We start from the raw sequence: 19,493 nt of genomic DNA on the forward strand, positions 1-19,493 counted from the left end.
GCGCGCAGTCTAGCGCACTACCCCGGCGCCTTCTTCGCAGCCTCCGCGATGGCGTGGCTGCGCGCCTTCGCGGCCGCCGCGGCGGTCCGATCCCCCGTCGTCTCGTAGACCGCGGCGAGCGCGTCCAAGTCCTCGATGAGATCCGGCGAATCCTTCCCCGACGCCTTCTCGTCGATCGCGAGCGTGCGCTCGTACAGATGTTTCGCGGCCGTCAGGTCGCCCGCGGCGCGGTGCACGTCGCCGAGCGAGAAAAGGACCATCGACACCGCGGGGTTGTCCGGCCCGAACTTCTTCTCGCGGATGGCGAGCGCGCGCTCGAGCGGCTCCTTGGCGGCGGCGGGGTTGCCGGATTGGATCCGCGCGTAGCCGATGTTGTAGAGCGTCTGCGCGACCCTCGGATGGTCGGGACCGTACGCCTTCTCCATCGTGTGCAAGGTCCGCTCGAGCATCGGGAACGCCTTGTCGAACTGCTCGAGCTGCGCGTACGCGAGCGACACGTTGCCGAGCGCCTCGATCACCTCGCGGCTCTCCGGGTCGAGGAACTTCTCGCGGATGGCGAGCGCGCGCTCGAAATTCGAGAGCGCGCGGTCCAGGTGGCCGGTCCGCTGCTCGAGGACGCCGCGGTTCGTGAGGAGATCGGCGACATCGAGCGATCCGTCGTCGCCCGCGGCGTGAAGGAGAGCGACCCCTTCGTCGAGGTCCTTCTTCGCCCCCTCGAGATCGTCGACGTCGGTCTTGACCGAGGCACTGTCGACGAGGAATCGTGCCCTCTCGGCCGGGCTCGCATCGGGGGTCGCGGCAAGGATGGCCCGTGCGCGTTCGAGCGGCGCCAAGGCGGCCTTGGACTCCTTCATCTCTCCGAGCAGCCAGCCGTAACCGGTCAGCGCGCGCGCCAGCGCGAGGCTCGGAGCGCCGGCGTCGAGGATCGCGATCGCCTCCTCGTATTCCTTCCGGGACGACGTGTAGTCGCCGAGTCCTTCGAGCGTCTTGGCGAGCAGGACCTTCCCTTCCGCGACCTCGGTGGCTCCTCCGCCGAGCTGCGCCGTCCGGACCTTGACGCTGTCCTCGATCAGCGGCCGCGCGCGCGCGTAGAGACCGAGCCGCTCGTAGACGTCGGCGATCGCCGCCATGAGACGCGCCCGTACCAGCGGATCCTGCGCCAGCTCGAGACGGATCCGATCGGCTCCGCGGTCCAAGATCTCGCGCGCGGTGATCTGCTCGCTTCGTGCGCGGTCGGGCTTGCTGACGTCGAAGAGCCCGACGAGGAAGTCGTAGGTGTGCTTCGCGGTGCCGGCTTCCTCGCGGGCCGATTTCTCCGCCGCCAGGGCGCGCGCGAGGTTCCTCTCGGAGCGAATGTAGAGGAACGACATGCCGATCGCCGCGACGACGGTCAGAAGAACGACGACGGCGGCCGCCGCGAACGCGCCTCGGTGGCGGGCGACGAGCTTGCGGATCTGGTAGATCGTGCTCGGCGGATGCGCGAGGATCGGCTCGCTGGCAAGCCAGCGGCGCACGTCCTCGCCGAGGGCTGCGACGCTCGCATAGCGCTGCTCGGGGTCCTTCTCGAGCGCCTTACGCACGATCGTCTGGAGATCGGCGTCGGGACGTCCCGGCCCCGGCCAATCCTTGGCGAGCGGGCGCGGCTCGACCTCGCTGATCGTACGAATGGCGTCGGCGAAGACCGACGGCACGTCGTAGGGCGGCTTGTCGACGAGCATCTCGTAGAGGATCAGGCCGAGCGCGTAGACGTCGGTGCGCACGTCGACGGCGGCGGGGTTGCCTTTCACCTGCTCCGGGCTCATGTAGGGGACGGTGCCGCGGACGACGCCGGCGACGCTCGCGGGCGGCGCGCCCTCCTGATCGGGGTCGGTGAGCCGTGCGAGGCCGAAGTCCAGGACCTTGACGATCGGTCGCGTCGCATACGAGGTGTCGCTGCCCCGCGAATGTGACGGAGCGGACTCCGGCGGCAGCACGATGAGGTTCGACGGCTTGAGGTCGCGGTGGATCACGCCGCGCTGATGTGCGTAGTGGACGGCGTCGCACGCGGCGAGGATGATCTCGAGCCGCTCGCGGAGCGCGGCCATGGTCCGCGGCCTCTCGCCGTGCCGCGCCGCAAGCCACGCGTGAAGGGTCTCGCCGGGAACCAGCTCCATCGCGAACCAGTGGTGCCCGTCGTCCGTGCGCCCAGACTCGAGGATCGCCGCGATCCCCGGGTGGACGAGGCGCGCGAGCATATCGGCCTCGCGGCGGAAGAGGCGCACGTGCAGCTCGCTGGCGATCGCGCCGCCCCTCACGACCTTGAGCGCGACGCGGCGCCTCGGCGTCTCCTGCTCCGCCTCGAAGACGGTGCCGAATCCTCCCTCGCCGAGCTTTCGCAGCAGGCGGAATCCGGGCACGGCGACGGCCGAGAGAGGGACGGAGCCCTCGGGAATCGCGACGCCTCCCGTCGTCGCGGTCGGCGGGTCGGCCTTCGGGAATTCGCGGCCGGTCATGGCTTCGGGAGCTCCTGCGTCCAGTTCGACACCACGACGATCGGTGCCGCGCCTTCGGAGGCGAGCGTGTTGACCACGAACGTCGCGCCGTCCGCCGCCATGTCGAGCGTGGAGTAACCGGGGCGAAGGAGCACGCGGAAGAGCGGCGTCTCGGCACCCGGCTGCATCGACCTGGCCGCGAGCGGGACGCTCACGATCGTCCCGTCGGAACGCCAGTAGACGAGCTCACGATCGCCGGGGCCCCACTGCGGCAGCACGCCGCCGTGGGGCGAGATCTGGATACGGCTTCCGTCGCCCGTACCCGGCGCAGGCGCGATGAAGACCTGAGGCTGACCCCCGCTCACGACGCCGTACGCGATGAAGCGCCCGTCATGCGAGATGCGTGCGAAGCTCAGGTTCTTGGTGCCCGTGTCCAGCCACTGAATCGATCCCGTGCCGTCCGCGGACGCGACGCCGAGGCGGTCCGCGAGCGTGGTGTTCCAGTTGCCGGAGCCGACGAGGAGCTTGCGGCCGTCCGCCGACCAGTCGACGGGCCACAGGTCTTCCTTGTCGGCCTTGAGAACCGTGCGCCCCGGCCCTCCGTCCGAGGCCATGACCATGACCGCGTAATCCCCGGGCTGATGCGTCGTCGCGACGTTCTTCGTGTACGCGATCCACCGGCCGTCGGGTGAGAACAACGGAACGTCCTCGTCCTCGTCACCGGTGGTGAGCCGCCGCGCGGCGCCCCGCTCGATGTCGTACACGAAGATGTCGCCGCTCGGCGTGAGCTGCGAGGAGTAGGCGATCCGTTTGCCGTCGTGCGAGAGCCGCACGGCGAAGTGGTTCCCGACCTCCGCGACCTTGCGCAGAAGCTTGCCGCTGCGGTCGCGAATCTGGATCTCGCTTCCCTGCGTCCCTCCGGTGGGCTGGTAGACGAGGACTCCCTTCTCGGTCACCGACACGTTGGCCTTCCAGGTCGAAGGGTCGAATTGCACGCGATCGGCGGTCGGTCGCGGCTCTCCCGTGAACTCCGCCTTCCTGGGATCGAACGGCCGCGCGATGAGCACGCTGTCCTGCACGTAGAAGAGGTAGCCGCCCGCGTACTGCGCATCGGTCGCGCACGGGACGAGCGTGCGATTCTCTTTGCCGTCGAGCGAAGCGACCCAGACCGAATTCTCCTGGCCACCGACGTCGTCGTGATTGCCGGCGTAGTAGAGCAGGTGCTTCCCGTCGGGAAGGAAGTGCGGCCACCGGTGCGTGGTTTGCTTCGACGAGGCGAGGGTCGTCGCGGGTTGCGGCGTTCCACCCATCGCGGACACCTGCTGGAGCGCCGTCCGGTAGTCCGGAGAGAACACGATGACGCCGGAGGCGCTCCACGTTCCCCCGCGTCCGCCCGGCGCGGGACAGATCGCCATGACCTGCCGCGTGTCGATGTCGACGCGCTTCAATTTCAGATCCGCGAAGAAGCCGAGCGAGTGCCCGTCCGGCGACCAGAACGGGTAGGTGGCGCTCTCCGTGCCGGGGATCGGCTCGGCCTTCAGCGAGGCGAGATCGCGCAGCCAGATCGAAGCGCCGCCTCGGTCGTCGACGGCGACGAACGCCACGCGCTTGCCGTCGGGCGAGATCACCGGCGGTCCCGCGTTGTCGCCCCCAAAGAGGAAGAGCGCGCCCTCGGGCGGCGTGACGATCGTGCGCATGACGCGTGCATCGTCCCCGTGACGGAGCGCGAGCAGCGCGAACAGGGCGAGCGCGACGCCGAGCGCGCCGACGATCCAGCCGGTCCAGGCGATTCGCGGTCGCTTCATCGTCGCGACCGGCGCCGCACCGGCGGAGCTGCCCTCGCCGATCCAACGAAGTTGCAGGCGGACGTCGTGCGCGGTCTGGATCCGCTCGTCGGGATCCTTGACCAGGCACATGCGGATCAGATGGTCGAGCGCGGGAGGCGTCGTCGGCATCAGCTCCGCCGCCGGCCGCGGCGCGTCGCGCATGATCGCCGAGATCAAGCTCGCCTGCGTGGCGCCCTCGAACGCGCGCTTGCCGGTCGCCATCTCGTAGAGCACGCAGCCGAACGCCCACAGATCGGCGCGCGCGTCGGACTCGCGCCCCTCGAGCTGCTCCGGCGCCATGTACTGGAACGTGCCGAGGATCGTCCCCTCCGCCGTGAGCGGCGCCGCCACCGTGGGCGAGCTCGTCATCTCGCCTGGGCGCCCGAGGCCGGTCGCGCGCGCCAGGCCGAAGTCCATGAGCTTCGCCCCGGACTTTGTGAGCATCACGTTCCCCGGCTTGAGATCGCGATGCGAGACGCCGGCGCGATGCGCCCGGTCGAGCGCGTCCGCGATCTGGCCGCCGATCCGCAGCACGTCGGCGAGCGGCAGCGCCCCCTTCGCGAGCCGTTGCGCGAGCGTCTCGCCCTCGATCAGCTCCATGACGAGGTAGTCGGTGTCGCCCTGGCGCCCGACGTCGTGGAGAGTGCAGACGTTCGGATGGTTCAGCGAGGAGACGGCCTTGGCCTCGCGCTCGAACCGCGCGCGGATCTCTGGGTTCGACGAGAGGTGCTGCGGCAGCACCTTGATCGCGACCTCGCGGCCGAGCCGCGTGTCCTTCGCGCGATAGACCTCGCCCATCCCTCCCGCGCCGAGCGGTGATGTGATCTCGTAGGGGCCCAGCTGGGTTCCGGACGCGAGCGGCACCCGTGGACTCTAGCGCAACGACACGAACGCCATGTAAACGATCCCGGCGATTCCCGTCGCGCTCGCGAGGAAGAGGCCCCGATTCGCGGCGACGGCGACCGCGCCGGCGGCTCCCGACGCCTTGGCGCGCCGGGCGCGGAGGATGACGATCGGAACGAGGAGAACGACATCGAGCACCAGCGGCACGAGCAAGAACCAGAACGGCTCGAGCCAGCCCCCCGAGAAGAGACCGGCCGTTCCGCCGGCGACCGCGAGGTCCATGCCGCGCATGAAGAAGAGCAGCGCCACGCCGGCGACGGCGAGCGCGCCGCCCGTCTGCGCCGTGTAGGCGTCGTGCTCCGTCCGGTCCGGGCTCACCTGGGCGCCGGTGAGGCGGCTGTGGACGGCGCCGTAACCGACATAGATGACGAAGCCGAAGTTGAGCCACGCGGCGAAGCGGAGCCACGAGGTCGGCGGCAAGAAATAGATCAAGTAGAGACAGGAGATGATGCCGAGCACCGGGAGAACGATCCCGCCGGGAACGCGGAACGGCCTCGGACGATTCGGGTCCTTCCGCCGGAGCACGATCGTGCCGGCGCAGACGAGGATGAACGCGAAGAGCGTTCCGATGTTCGTCAGGTCGACCATCTCGTCGAGGCTCGCGACCGCGGCGAAGACCCCGACGAAGAGTCCGGTGATGATCGTCGAGATGTGGGGCGTCCGGAAGCGCGGGTGCACCTTGTAGAAGGCTGGCGGGAGCAGCCCGTCGCGCGCCATCGAGAAGAAGATGCGGGGCTGGCCGAGCTGGAAGACGAGGAGCACCGCCGTGTGCGCGACGACGGAGCCGAACGCGACGATGCCGACGGCGAAGCCGAGCTTCGGGCTCGCGTGCTGGAGGGCGAGGGTCAGCGGCTCGGCCTGCTGGCTCGCGAGCGTCTTCGTCAGATCGGGGTAAGAGATGAGGCCGGTGAAGACCGCCGCGACGACGACGTAGACGACGGTGCACACGGCGAGCGACGCGATGATCCCGATCGGGAGGCTGCGCTGCGGGTCGCGCGTCTCCTCGGCGACGGTCGAGACGGCGTCGAAGCCGATGTAGGCGAAGAAGACGATCGCCGCACCGGCGCTGATGCCGACGAAGCCGCCCGGCGCGAACGGCGTCCAATTCGCCGGCTTGACCCAGTAGCACCCGACGACGACGAAGAACGCGAGGATGACGAGCTTGATCCCGACCATGATCGCGTTGAAGCGGGCGCTCTCCCGGATCCCCCAGACGAGGACGATCGTTATCGCGGCGACGATGAGGACGGCGGGCAGGTTGAAGACGATCGGGATGCCGAAGAGGTGCGGTGCCGCCTTGAAGACGGTCGAGACGCCCGACGCGTCGATCATGTGGGACGCGGTCCGGTAATCGGTCGAGAGCCAGTCGGGGATGACGATCCCGAAGCCCGCGACGAACGTCTTGAAGTAGTTCGCCCAGCTGATCGCGACCGCGATGTTCCCGACCGCGTACTCGATGATGAGGTCCCAGCCGATGATCCACGCCACGATCTCGCCGAGCGTCGCGTACGCGTACGTGTACGCGGAGCCCGAGATCGGCACCATCGCCGCCAGCTCGGCGTAGCAGAGCGCCGTGAAGCTGCACACGACCGCGGGGATGACGAACGACAGCATGAGCGCGGGCCCGGCGCCGGGCCGGTTCGCGTCGCCCGCCGCCGCGGTGCCGATCGTCGCGAAGATCCCCGCGCCGATGATCGCGCCGATCCCGAGCAAGGTGATCTGGAGCGGGCCGAGCGCGCGGCGGAGCTTGTGCTCGGTGTCTTCCGCGTCGCGCAGGATCGAATCCAGCGATTTGATCCGGAAGAGGCGGCCGCGCGAGCTCACGATTGCGGACTCTACCGCATTCCTCCTGTCAATCGTTCGAGCTCTTGCCGGATCGCGGGGTCGGACGGGCTCAGGCGCGCGCCTTCCTGAAGCTCCGATCGCGCCGCCTCGATCTCCCGCCGCTGGACGAGGAGCCTCGCGAGATTGACACGCGCGTCCGACTGCCTGGGGTCGATCTCGAGACTGCGGCGGAGGTGCGCGATCGCCTCGTCGGTGCGGCCCGTGTTGCCGAGCACCACCGCGATCCCGTCGTGCGCGAGGGCGTGCCCCGGGTCGATGCGCAAAGCCTCGACGAAGCTCGCCTCGGCTTCCGCGAGCTTGCCTTCGCGGGTACGCACGGCGCCGAGCGTGGCGAAGAGGTCCGCGTCGCCCGGCCGCGAACGCACGGCCTGCGTCAGGGCCTCGTCCGCCTCGCCCTGCTTCCCCTCCTGCATGAGCAGGACGCCGAGGTTCGCGTTCGCGACGGCGTGCGCGGGGTCCAGCGTCAGGATGCGGCGATAAACGTCGATCGCCTCGACCCCTCTTCCGGTCCTCGAGAGGCACGCGGCCAGCCGCTCGAGGGCGAAGAGCGCGTCCGGACGAGACTTCAGGGCTTCCCGATACTGCCCGATCGCCTCCGCATCGCGACCGCGCGCCGCGAGCTCATTGGCGAGGCCCATGCGCGCCAGCGCGTTCCCGGCGTCGACCTCCACGGCGTGGCCGAACAGCGTGAGACCGTCGCGCCAGACCGCGGCCTGGCCGTAGGAGACGCACGCGAGCACCGTCAGCACCACGGCCGTGCTCCACGCGAGCGTGACTCTCCGGCGGACGAGGTCCGCGACACCCCAGACCACGACGATGAAAAGGCCCACGAGAGGCACGTAGGTGTAACGATCCGCGCGGCTCTGCTCGCCGACCTGGACGATGCCGATCACCGGGACGAGCGTGACGAGGTACCAGCCGACGCCCGTCACGAGGTACGGGCGACGGAGGCGCCACGCGAGCACGACCGCCGCGACGAGCGCGATGAGCGACACCGCGATCTGCCACTCCGCGATCGGGATCACGTAGGGGTAGTGGATCGACAGCGGATGAGGCCAGAACATCTTCTCGGCATAGACGCCGTACGAGACGATCGCGTTCGCAGCGCGCGCACCGAGCGGGACGACCTGGAGCGATCCGACGATCGACCACTGCGCGGCGAGCGTGACCACGCACGACGCCGCGGACAGCGCGAGCAGCGGAAGCTTCTCGAGCAGGGCTCGCCTCTCGAGCGGCCAGACATCGAGGAGCATGAGCGTCAGCGGGAATGTGACGAGCATCGGCTTCGAGAGGAGGCCGAGGACGAACGCCGCGACGACCACCGCGTAGGCGCCGCCCGAAGGCCGTCTCACCCAGCGGAGGTAAGCGGCGATCCCGAGGAACCAGAACACCGTGCTCAGCACGTCCTTCCGCTCGCTGATCCAGGCGACGGACTCGACGTGAAGCGGGTGGAGCGCGAAGAGCGCCGCGACGGTCGCGCTCCTCGCGGCGGAGCGGGTCATCGCCGCCAGGACATGGAAGAGAAGGAGCGTCGCCAAGACGTGGAGGATGACGTTCGTCGCATGGAACACCGCCGGCGAGCGCCCGCCGATCGTCGCGTCGAGCATCAGCGAGATCCACGTCAAGGGATGCCAGTTGGAGGCCTCGAACGTGCGGAACGCCCACGCGACGTTCCCCGGCGTCAGACCGCCCAGCACATGCGGGTTCTTCGTGACGTAAGTCGGATCGTCGACGCCGGCGAAATCGAAGCCGACCGTTTGCGCGTAGACCGCGACGGTGGCGGCCGTCAGGCCGAAATCGAACCCGAGCGTGGACCGTCGCAGCATCCCCGATGGAACTCTACCGCATCGTTCGGCGCTACGATGGCTCGCCCTAGAAGGAGGAGTCCGATGCTGCGCACGAGCGCCCTCATCTTGCTGCTCGCCCTCTCCCCGGCCCGCGCCGAGGACGTTCACCCGACGGCGATCGACGTCGCCCGCCTACGCGCTGCGAGCGATCCGGCGATCTCCGCCGACGGACGCCTCGCAGCGTACGTCGTCCAGGAGCCGAAGCTCGATCCCGACGCGAAGCCGAAGGACGGCGACACCACCGCGGGATGGTCGAAGAAGGCGCGTGTCTACGTCGTGCCGACTGCCGGTGGGGCGCCGAAGGCGATGACGTGGGAAGCGGACAGCATCTCGGGCCTCACGTTCTCTCCCGACGGACGCTCGCTCGCCTTTCTCCGTAAAGAAGGAGACAAGACGCGCCTGCGCGTGCTCCCGCTCGACGGCGGCGAGGCGCGGATGGTCGATACCGGGAAGCTCGAGCCTGGATCGCTCGCGTTCACGCCCGACGGCAGCCGCATCGCGTTCCTCGCCCAGACGCCCGAGACCGACGACGAGAAGGCCGCGAAGTTCAAGAGCGGCGGCGCCGAGCATTACGGGCACGAGTGGAAGCCGTCACACCTGTGGACGGTCCCTCTCGAGGGCGGCGAAGCGGCGCAGGCGTTCCGCGGCCCGCAGCACGTGGTCGAGTACGCGTTCTCACCGAACGGGAAAAGGCTCGCGCTCGTCCTGGCGCCGTCGTCCGATCCGTACGATGCGTCGAACCTGCTGCGACCGGCGATCGCCGACGTGAGCGGAGACGTCGCACGGTTCCTCGACGACAAGCCGGCGAATCTCCAGGGGATCGCGTGGTCGCCCGACGGGAAGAAGGTCGCGTGGATGAAGGGGGTGGAGACCCTCTCCCTCCTGAACGACCTCGTCGTCGCGGATCCCGACGGGCTCGGACGGACGAACGCCGCCGCGAAGCTCGATCCGACCCTCCAGTCGTTCGCCTGGCGCGGCGACTCTTCGTCGCTCGTGGCGCTCGTCGGCGAGAAGACCCGCTCGCGCCTGGTTCTCTTGGCCGCGGACGGCTCGCGGGTGCGCGATCTCGCGGTCCCGCCCGATCGTGTGCTCAATCCGATCGTCGCCGACAAGACCGCGAGCCGGCTCGTGACCCTCTCCTCGACCTTCACCGAGCCCGCAAACCCCTCGTCCTACGACGTCGAAGCCCAGAAGCTCAGCGTCCTCGCCGACGTCAACCCCGAGGCGGCGAGCTGGCCGCATGGCACGATCGAGGTCGTCACCTGGAAGAGCCCCGAAGGCGCCACGATCGAAGGCGTGCTCACGACGAGCCCGAGCGTTACGTCAGGGACCAAGCCGCCGCTCATCGTCATGCCCCACGGCGGCCCCGACTCGATGACGACGGTCGGCTTCTCGATCTGGACCTCCTACTTCGGCGCGCGCGGCTACTCGGTCTTCCGCCCGAACTACCGCGGCAGCACCGCGTACGGGCACGACTTCTACGCCGCGAACCGCGGCCGCCTCGGCCCGATCGAGTTCATGGACATCGAGAGCGGTGTCGATGCCTTGATCAAGTCCGGCAAGGCGGATGCGTCACGCCTCTTCTACGGCGGCTGGTCCTGGGGCGGCTACCTCACCGTCTGGACGATCGGCCACACGACGCGCTACCGCGCGGCGGTCGCCGGCGCGGCCGTCGTCGACACCGTGTTCCAGTACGTGACCTCCGACATCAACCACGGCATCGCGGCGGAGTGGGAGTTCAAGGGGAACCCCTGGAAGCAGCTCGATCACTTCGACGCTTCGAGCCCGATGCGCTCCCTCGGCAAGGTCGCGACGCCGACCCTCGTCATCCACGGCGAGTCCGACGACCGTGTCCCCTTCGCGAACGGCCGCATGCTGTACCGCGCGATCTCCGACATCGGCGGCGAGGTCGAGTTCTACGCCTACCCGCGCGAGCCGCACGGTTTCAGGGAGAAGGCGCACATCGTCGACTTCCTGACACGCTGGGCGGAGTGGTACAAGGCGCACGACGAAACTCACGGGCCCTGACTCCGTAGAAGCGAGCGAGGGAGGGTTTCCATGTCCACGACCCGGCGTGAATTCGTGGCGACGATGGCTCTGGCATCGCTCGGCCTTGCCTGCAAGACGAAGTCGGACGGAGGCGCCGGCGCCCCGCAGGCGGCCGCAAAGAAGCGGATCCTCATCCTCGGCGGCACGGGGTTCCTCGGGCCGAAGACGGTCGAGGCGGCGCTCGCGCGAGGGCACGACGTGACGATCTTCAACCGCGGGAAGCGAGAGAAGACCCTCCCCTTCCCCTACAAGAACGTCGAGCACCTCTACGGCAACCGCGATCCCCTGCTGCCCGCGGAGGACGACAAGGGACCGGACGGCAAGCTGTTGAAGCCGGACGCGACGCCGAAGGGGCTCGAGCAGCTCCAGGGCAAGACCTGGGACGCCGTGATCGACAATTCGGGCTACTACCCGCGCATGGTCAAGGCTTCCGCCGAGCTGCTCGCGCCGAACGTGAAGCAGTACATCTACATCTCGAGCGTCTCCTGCTACGCGAGCAACAAGACGGTCGGTGCCGACGAGACGGCGCCGCTCGCGACGATCCCCGATCCGACCGTCGAGACGATGGGACCGAACTTCGAGAACTACGGCGCCTTGAAGGGCTACTGCGAGAAGGCGACCCAGGATGTATTCAAAGAGCGCGCGGCGATCGTGCGGCCGGGCTTCATCGTCGGCCCCGGCGATCCGAGCGACCGGTTCACCTACTGGCCGGTGCGGATCGCGAAAGGCGGCGAGGTCCTCGCTCCCGGATCGCCCGACGATCCTACCGAGTGGATCGACGTGCGCGACCTCGCGGATTGGCTCGTCAAGCTCGTCGAGGACGGAACGGCGGGGACGTTCAACGCCCTCGGCCCCGCGCCGCCGGCGAAGTGGGGCGACGTCCTCACGGCCTGCGTCGCCGGTGCGAAGAGCGGCGCCACGTTGACCTGGGTCTCCGCCGATTGGCTCCAGAAGAACGGCAAGGACGAGGACGCCTTTCCGATCTGGCTCCCGCCGACCGGCGACTCCGCCGGCTTCCACACGTGGAGCTGCGAGCGTGCGCGGAAAGCAGGGCTCACCTTCCGCCTCGTGAGCGACACCGTCGCCGCGACGCTCGCCTGGATCCCGGCCGAGATGGAGCGGCGGGTCAAGGTCACGAAGGAGATGCAGGACGCGGCGAAGGCCGCCGGGAAGGAGCCGCCGAAGATGGCGGACCCGAACGTGCTCCGGGCCGGGCCGACGGCGGCGCGGGAGGCCGAGCTCCTGGCCAAGTGGAAGGCTGCCCCGAAGTCCGCATAGAATTCGGCGAATGAGCGACCACCGCCTCCGCGTCTACGAGTCGATCCTCGAGCTGCTGTCGAGCGAGGACAATCCCACGCCGATCGTCCGCCTGAACAAGGTGGTCCCGTACAAGCACACCCAGGTCTTCGCGAAGCTCGAGTGGTACAACCCGTTCGGCGCCGTGAAGGATCGCATCGCGGCGAACCTGCTCGCCGACGCCGAGAAGCGCGGCGCGATCACGCCCGGCACGACGACGCTCGTCGAGCCGACGTCGGGGAACACCGGCCTCGGCCTCTCGATGATGGCGAACGCGAAGGGCTACAAGCTGCGCACGCCGCTCTCGAACAAGATCCCGCAGGAGAAGCGGGCGGCGCTCCGCTTCTTCGGTGCGGACGTCATCGAGCTGAACGACGAGCTGTGCCCGGCGCCCGGCGCGCCCGAAGGCGCGATCGCGGTCGCCCGGCAGCTCGCGTTCATGCCGGACTTCCACATGCTCGATCAGTACCGGAACGAGGCGAACCCCGAGAGCCACTACAAGACGACGGGTCCCGAGATCTGGAAGCAGACCGGCGGCAAGGTGACGCACTTCGCCGCGGGGCTCGGCACCTGCGGCACGATCACGGGCACGGGGCGCTTCCTCAAGGAGAAGAATCCGGCGGTCAAGGTAATCGGCGTGCATCCGGCGGAAGGCCACGACATCCCCGGCGTGCGCAGCATCGTGCAGCTCAAGCAGACCGAGCTGTTCCGCCCCGCCGAGTACGACGCGATGGTCGAGGTCCCGAACGACGAGGCGTACGCGCTCTGCCTTCGCCTCGTCCGGGAAGAGTCGATCATCGCGGGCCCCAGCTCGGGCATGGCGCTCGCGGGCGCGCTCAGGGTCGTTCCCGACGAGCCGGGCAACATGCTCGTCGTCATCTTCCCCGACAACATCTTCAAGTACGCGTCGTCGGTCGTGCGCCATTTCCCCGGGCTCTTTCCGCCCGCGGAGGCGCCCGTGCCCGCCGGCGCGGCGCAGGTCTTCGCGCGGCTCTACGACGAGATGGTGCGCCACGCGAAGGTTTCGCGCGACGCGGTGGACACGACGGAAGCGCAGGCGTTGATCTCGAAGAACGCCCTCGTCATCGACGTCCGCGGACCGGACCGCTTCGAAGACGCGCACGTCGCGGGCTCGATCAACATCCCCCTCCTCGAGCTGGGAACCTCGGCGGGCCTCCCCGCCGACCGCGACCGGCCGATCGTCTGCGTCTGCGACGTCGGCAACATCTCCGCCAACGGTATGCTCTACATCAAGTCGCTCGGCTACTCGAACGTAAAGAGCTTGAGCGGAGGGATGCGCGCGTGGGCGATGCAGGGGCTGCCGATCGAGCCGTAGGCCTGGCCCTTCTCGCCCTGGCCGCCTGGGCTCCCGCCGCAGGCGCTCCTCCGGTCGACCCCGAGCCCATCAAGGTCCCGAACCTCTCCGAGCAAGTCGAGGTCCGCCTCGTCACGATCGACGTCATCGCGCTGGACGGCCAGGATCGGACGGTGCCCGGTCTCGGAAAGGACGCGTTCCAGCTCTACGTCGACGGGAAGGAGACCCCGATCGACACGCTCGACGTGGTCTGCGACGACGCGCCCGCCCCCGAGCCGCGCACGAAGAAGTTCGGTGATTGGGCCAGCCCACCCGACCTTGCGTCCGGCACGCGGAGGATCGTGCTCGCGTTCGATTATCTCCATCTCCCGACCGCGATCTGCCCCGACCTCGACCCGCCCGGACCTTGCATGCTCCACACGCAGGCTCTCGAGGCGTTCCGATCGGCGCTCGCCGCGAAGTCGGACATCCACGACGAAGAGATCATGGTGGTGGCGCTCACCGGAGGCCTGCGCGTCGAGCAGCCGTTCACGAAGGACCGCGCCGCGGTGCTCGAGACGCTGCGGCGGATGGAGTACGACGTCACCCTGTGGAACGGCCATTTCGACCCACTGACCGAGTACGGGATGTTCCGCACACTTCGCGTGCTCACGACGCTGCTGCATGCGGTTCCCGGACCGAAGTCGGTCGTGCTCCTGACCGCCGGCGACGGACCGACCATCGACTACGACAACGATTTCATGAAGCTGTCCGCCTCCGCGAGCGACGCGCAGACGCGCTTCTATCCGGTGGACTGCCGCGGCCTGTCGTCGAGGCTGTTCGGACCTCCGGAGGGATGGTCGCGGCTCGCATCGGTCACGGGTGGACGCGTGACGGCAGCGGTGAACGACTTCACGCTCGGCTACGCGCGGGCGCGTCGCGATCTCGGCTGCCGCTATACGATCGGGTTCTACGATCGCCACCCCGAAGAGAACAAGACCCACAGGCTGCGGGTGGACAGCGCCAAGTTCGGTCTGAAGATCTACAACGCGGCGTCCTACTCGTTCCCGTCCCAGAAGGTCCGGCGCGCGATGGCCGTCGAGGCCGCCTTCGTGGTTCCATCGATGTTTTCGGGCGGTGGGATGCGCGCCACGGTCTTCCCGCTGGCACCGCAGAGCAAGACGGCGTGGGACGCGCTCGTCGCGGTCGATTTTCCCGTGCCGCCCGAAGCACTCGCCGAGAATGCCGGCGCGCACGAGTTCGGGGTCGTTCTCGCGCGCGGTCGCGAGATCGCGAAGCAATTCTCGCGCACCGTGAAGCTGCGCCGAAAGGGCGAAGGGAACGGTCAGGCCGAGCACAGGCTCACGTTCCTCGAAGTCGCCTCGCTGTCACCCGGCACCTACGGGCTCACCGCGGTTCTCTCCGCGTCCGGCAACGCCGACCCGTTCACCGCTCACTCCGAGCTGACGGTTCCCGAGATCCCCGCGCGCGGCCCGTTCATCGTCGGCCCGATCATCGGTCGTCCCGCCGGCTCCGATCTCGTGATTCTCGGAGGAGAGAACCTCCTCGGCGCGCCCTCGGACCTTGCGGGCGGACCCAAGAGCTTCCGTCCTCTGCTCGTCACCGAGTCCGACCGCAGCGAGCCGCTGTTCGCGCTCACGCGGGTCTGCGCGTGGAAGAAGGATGCGAAGAAGGGCCCCTGGCGCGTCACGCGCCGGATCGGCGGTGATGAGGATGTCACGCTCGACGACGAGTTCTCCGGGTCGCCGAAAGGCGTGGCCGCCTGCGCGCGCTACCTGGACATGATCCCGGTGGATCGCCTCGGCATCGGGTCCCACACCTTCACGGCGACGGTGGGGGCGAGCTCGGGTGTCGCGAGGTTCCTACTGACGCCTTAGTGGGCCATCCCGCCGCCCTCGCGCTGGTGCGTCGGCTTCCGCATGAGCGGGATCAGTACGACCATCGCGATGAAGAGGCCGGAAAGGAACAGGAAGGCGTCGCGGTACGAGAGGAACGCGGCCTGGCGCTGGACGTCGCCCCAGACGGCCGCGAGCGCGCCGTTCGCGGCGGTCCACGCATCGGCGCCCCGCGCCATGAGCGCGGACTTCGCCGCCGCCAGACGTTGCGCGGTCGCCGGGTCGAACGCATCGACATGGCCGCCGAGCTGCGCGACGTGCGTCTGCGTGTTGCGCGCGAGGATCGTCGTGACGATCGCGATGCCGAACGAGCCCCCGATGTTCCGCATGAGGTTGAAGAGGCTCGTGGCGTTCCCGATCTGCTCCTTGGGAATCGGATCGTTCGTCACCGTCGTGAGCGGGATGAAGATCATCGCCATCGCGGCGCCCTGCAGGACGAGCGGAAGGATGAAATCGCGCGGGCCGGCATCGAGCGAGAGGCGTGAGACGAGAAAGAGGGACGTCGACACGACGACGAGGCCGACGGCGAGGATCTTCCGGGGCTCGACGTGCGCCATGAGGAAACCGATCGCCGGCATCATGATGAAGGACGCGATGCCGCGCGGCACGTTGGTCAGGCCGGCCTGGAACGCGGTATAGCCGAGCAGCGTCTGCATGACGAGCGGCAGGAGCACGGTGCTGCCGAAGAGGACGAAGCCGAGCACGGTCATCAGGAACGTTCCCGTGGCCCAGGTCCGGTTCTTGAAGACGCGGAGGTCGACGATCGGATGCTCCGCCGTCAGCTCGCGCCAGATCATCGCGACGATGCCGCCCACCGCGAGCACGAAGAGCGTCACGATGAGACGCGACGAGAACCAGTCGTCCTGCTGCCCCTTGTCGAGCATGATCTGGAGGGCGCCGATGCCGAGGACCAGGAAGCCCATCCCCCACAGGTCGATGCCCCCCTCCCGCCGCTTGATGTAGGGCGGGTCGAAGATGAAGATCTCCGTCATCGTGATCGCGAAGAGGCCGATCGGCACGTTGACGTAGAAGACCCAGCGCCAGCTCGCGTTGTCGGTGAGCCACCCGCCGACCATCGGTCCGAGCATCGGCGCGACGACGATCCCGAGGCCCCAGAACGCCATCGCCATCCCGCGTTTCTGCGGTGGAAACGATTCGAGAAGAATCGCCTGGGAGAGCGGCTGCAGCCCTCCGCCCGTCAGCCCCTGGATGACCCGGAAGACGATGAGAAAACCGAGGCTCGGCGCGAGGCCACAGAGGAACGATGACGCCGTGAACCCGATCACGGAGGTCATGAGGAGCCGCTTGCGGCCGAAGTGGTTCGCGAGCCAGCCGGTCATCGGAAGGATGACGGCGTTCGCGACGAGATAGGACGTCAGCACCCACGTCGCCTCCTCGTTCGAGGCGGAGAGGTTCCCGGCGATGTGCGGCAGCGACACGTTGACGATCGTCGTGTCGAGGACCTCCATGAAGGTCCCCGCCATCACCGCGATGGCGACGAGCCACGGGTTGATCGCGGGCGTGGTGCGTTCCACGACGATCCCTACTTCACGAACACCGTCGGCACGACCGACATCCCGGGCCGGAGGCGGTGGTCCGGGTCCTGCCCGTCGTCGAGGACGATCTTGACGGGAAGCCGCTGCACGACCTTGACGAAGTTGCCGCTCGCGTTCTCGGGGGGGAGCATGCTGAACTTCCCGGCGGTCGCGCCGCCGATCGCGTCGACGTGCCCCGTGAACCGGCGCTTGTACGCGTCGACGTACACCGACGCCTTCTGGCCGGGATGCATCGACCGGAGCTGGCCCTCCTTGAAGTTCGCCACGACCCAGACTTGATTGAGCGAGACGAGCGCCATCATCGGCTGACCCGGCTGAACGACCTGGCCCGGCTGGACGGTCTTCCGGCTGACGACGCCGGCGAGAGGCGCCGTGATCGTCGTGTAGCCCAGATTGAGCTTCGCCTGCTCGACGGCGGCGTCGTTCTTCCTCGCCACCGCCTCGGCCGATTGGAGCTTCGCGGCCGCCGCCTCCTTCTGATGCGGCGCCGACTCGGCCGCGGCGAGCTGGGCCTCCGCTTGCCGGACTTTCTCCTGTGCCGAGGAGACGCCCGCCTCCGCGGTCTGGATCGTCGCGGCCGCGCTCGTGTCCGCGGCGACCGCGGCGTCGTACTGCTGGCGCGAGACTTCGTCCTTGGCGACGAGCTGCCGGTACCGCTCGAGATCGGCGGCGGTCTTCGCGCGCGTCGCCTTCGCGTCCGCGAGTCGCGCGCCCGCGGCCTCCGCGTCACGCCGCGCGGCGCCGACCCCCGCCTCTGCGACCGCGAGCTGGCTCCCCGCGGTCGCCGAGGTGATCGGCACGTTCGCCTGGGCCGCCGCGGCCGCGCCCGACGCATCGGCGGCCTCGGCTTCCGCGCGGCGCAGCGCGACTTCGTAGTCCATGCGGTCGATCTTCACGAGGACCGCATCGGCCGCGACGACCTGCTGATCCTGGACGGCGACCTCCTGCACGGTGCCCCCGACCCGCGGGGCGATCGTCACGATGTTCCCCTCGATCCACGCGTCGTCGGTGGACTCGCGCGTCCTCGCGTGGAGCCACCACGCCACGCCGACGATCGCGGCCACGAGCGCGCCGCCGCCGATGACGGCGATCGCGGCGCGCCGCCGTTTCGGCGTGAGCGCCGAAGGTTGCTCACTCATGCGGGGGCCCTCCCTCGTCCAAGAGGAACGTCGGGATCTCGTGCTCGGCGGTGCCGCGCGCCTTGGCGATCGCCATCCGCGACACGTTGTGCGCCTGGAGCGCCGCGATGTAATCGTCGGACGCCCGCGCGAGCGCGTCTTGCGCTTGAACCACCTCGAGGTTGCCGGCCACTCCCGCCTCGAACCGGTCCTGCGATTGCGCGACCTGCTCGCGCGCGAGGTCCAGCGCGTCCTTGGCGACGCGCACGCGCTCGTCGCTCGCGGCCAGGTCGAGGAGCGACGATCGCACGTCGAGCGCAACCCCCGCTTCCATGTCGGACAGGACGGCTTTGAGGCGTGACACCTCCGCGTCGTCTTGCATCACCTGGGCGCTGATCTGCCCCCCCTCGAAGAGAGGAAGGCGGAGCGCCAGCCCGAGCGTGTAGGTCCGCTCGAGGCTCGGCGCATCGTTGCCGATCACGCCGAAATCGGCGTTGAGCTTGAGCGTGGGCACGCGCTGGCGGCGATCCGCGTCTCGCGCCGCCTCCGCTTGCTCGAGCCGGCTCTTCGTCTGCTTGAGGTCCTCGCGCGCGTCTTCCGCGTCCTTCAGCGTCGTCTCCAGCGAGACTTCGCCGGCGGGCTTGTAGACGAGCCCGTCCGAGAGCGTGAACATCGTGTCCAGCGGCAGCCCGATCGCGCGGGCGAGCGTGAGCTTGTCCTTCGCCGCCTGGTTCTCCGCCACGATCAACCGCTGGCGCTGCGCCTCGAGCTGGACCTTCGCGCGGAGGACTTCGATCCCCGCGACGACCCCGGCATCGTTCAGGCGTTGCGCGTGCTCGAGGAGCGCTTTTGCCGCCGCCACCTGCTCTTGCGCCGCTTCGATCCGCCGCTCGTCGGACGCGGCCTGCAGGTACAGGTCGGTCGCGGCGACGACGACGGTCTCGCGCATCGCCGCGGCGCCGGACCGCGCCGCCTCCTCGCCGAAGCGGGCCGCTCGCTTCTGCCCGAGAGCCTGGAGATCGAGGACCGACTGCGACAGGTAGAGCCGTGCGTCGACGACGTTGAACGGCCCGACGAGAGGCGAGCCGCCCGCGGGCGCCGGGAATCCGTACGCCGCGAGGTCGATGATCTGACGCGATCCCGAGAGTCCCGCGCTGAGCGACGGCAGAAGGCGCGCGCGCGCCAAGTTGTCGGCACCCTCTGCGGTCTTGACCGCCTCACGGCTCGTGATCGCGGAGAGGTTGAAGTCGAGCGCGCGTGACACGGCGTCCGCGAGCGACAGCTGCAACGGCTCCGTCGCGTGGACGCCGGAGACGACGATCGCGGCGAGCATGATGTGGGAGAAGGTGCGCATCTGCGACTGCGAACCACT

The 19,493-nt window shown here is 69.0% G+C and carries 11 protein-coding genes; 4 read left to right on the forward strand and 7 right to left on the reverse strand.

What is annotated here, in order from left to right; all coding sequences use genetic code 11:
- Positions 1-17: 17 nt before the first annotated feature.
- From VFV19_07975 to VFV19_07990, 4 genes are read right to left on the reverse strand one after another with little or no spacing between them, the layout of a single operon-like run.
- Entirely contained in the window at positions 18-2,492 is a 2,475-nt protein-coding gene (locus VFV19_07975) for a serine/threonine-protein kinase (protein ID HEX4824238.1), read from the reverse strand.
- Positions 2,489-5,161 carry a protein kinase gene (locus VFV19_07980; protein ID HEX4824239.1) on the reverse strand — a complete coding sequence of 891 codons (2,673 nt, stop codon included), beginning with the start codon at positions 5,159-5,161 and terminating at the stop codon, positions 2,489-2,491. Before VFV19_07980 ends, VFV19_07975 begins: the two co-directional genes overlap by 4 nt.
- Positions 5,162-5,170: 9 nt before the next feature.
- Positions 5,171-7,024 carry an amino acid permease gene (locus VFV19_07985; GenBank protein HEX4824240.1) on the reverse strand — a complete coding sequence of 618 codons (1,854 nt, stop codon included), beginning with the start codon at positions 7,022-7,024 and terminating at the stop codon, positions 5,171-5,173.
- Positions 7,025-7,035: 11 nt separating this feature from the next.
- Positions 7,036-8,871 carry a tetratricopeptide repeat protein gene (locus VFV19_07990; protein HEX4824241.1) on the reverse strand — a complete coding sequence of 612 codons (1,836 nt, stop codon included), beginning with the start codon at positions 8,869-8,871 and terminating at the stop codon, positions 7,036-7,038.
- A gap of 63 nt (positions 8,872-8,934) precedes the next feature.
- Between VFV19_07990 and VFV19_07995 the strand changes: the two genes are divergently transcribed.
- From VFV19_07995 to VFV19_08010, 4 genes are read left to right on the forward strand one after another with little or no spacing between them, the layout of a single operon-like run.
- Positions 8,935-10,920: a S9 family peptidase gene (locus VFV19_07995; GenBank protein HEX4824242.1), complete on the forward strand. Its 1,986-nt coding sequence runs from the start codon at positions 8,935-8,937 to the stop codon at positions 10,918-10,920.
- Between the two features lie 30 nt (positions 10,921-10,950).
- Positions 10,951-12,219, forward strand: a complete 1,269-nt coding sequence (locus VFV19_08000) for an NAD-dependent epimerase/dehydratase family protein (protein ID HEX4824243.1) — start codon at positions 10,951-10,953, stop codon at positions 12,217-12,219.
- 10 nt (positions 12,220-12,229) lie between these two features.
- Positions 12,230-13,573, forward strand: coding sequence for a pyridoxal-phosphate dependent enzyme (locus VFV19_08005; GenBank protein HEX4824244.1), 1,344 nt, complete (start codon positions 12,230-12,232; stop codon positions 13,571-13,573).
- Entirely contained in the window at positions 13,540-15,429 is a 1,890-nt protein-coding gene (locus VFV19_08010; GenBank protein ID HEX4824245.1) for a VWA domain-containing protein, read from the forward strand. The genes VFV19_08005 and VFV19_08010 overlap by 34 nt, the downstream gene beginning before the upstream one ends.
- Here the strand turns inward: VFV19_08010 and VFV19_08015 are convergent.
- From VFV19_08015 to VFV19_08025, 3 genes are read right to left on the reverse strand one after another with little or no spacing between them, the layout of a single operon-like run.
- Positions 15,426-16,982, reverse strand: a complete 1,557-nt coding sequence (locus VFV19_08015; protein ID HEX4824246.1) for a DHA2 family efflux MFS transporter permease subunit — start codon at positions 16,980-16,982, stop codon at positions 15,426-15,428. The genes VFV19_08010 and VFV19_08015 overlap by 4 nt on opposite strands.
- A gap of 8 nt (positions 16,983-16,990) precedes the next feature.
- The gene (locus VFV19_08020; GenBank protein HEX4824247.1) at positions 16,991-18,142 is read right to left on the reverse strand and encodes an HlyD family secretion protein; all 1,152 of its coding nucleotides are present in this window, start codon (positions 18,140-18,142) and stop codon (positions 16,991-16,993) included.
- The gene (locus VFV19_08025; protein ID HEX4824248.1) at positions 18,135-19,475 is read right to left on the reverse strand and encodes a TolC family protein; all 1,341 of its coding nucleotides are present in this window, start codon (positions 19,473-19,475) and stop codon (positions 18,135-18,137) included. Before VFV19_08025 ends, VFV19_08020 begins: the two co-directional genes overlap by 8 nt.
- Positions 19,476-19,493 lie beyond the last annotated feature (18 nt).

This window comes from Candidatus Polarisedimenticolaceae bacterium, from assembly GCA_036275915.1.
GTDB lineage: Bacteria > Acidobacteriota > Polarisedimenticolia > Polarisedimenticolales > DASRJG01 > DASRJG01.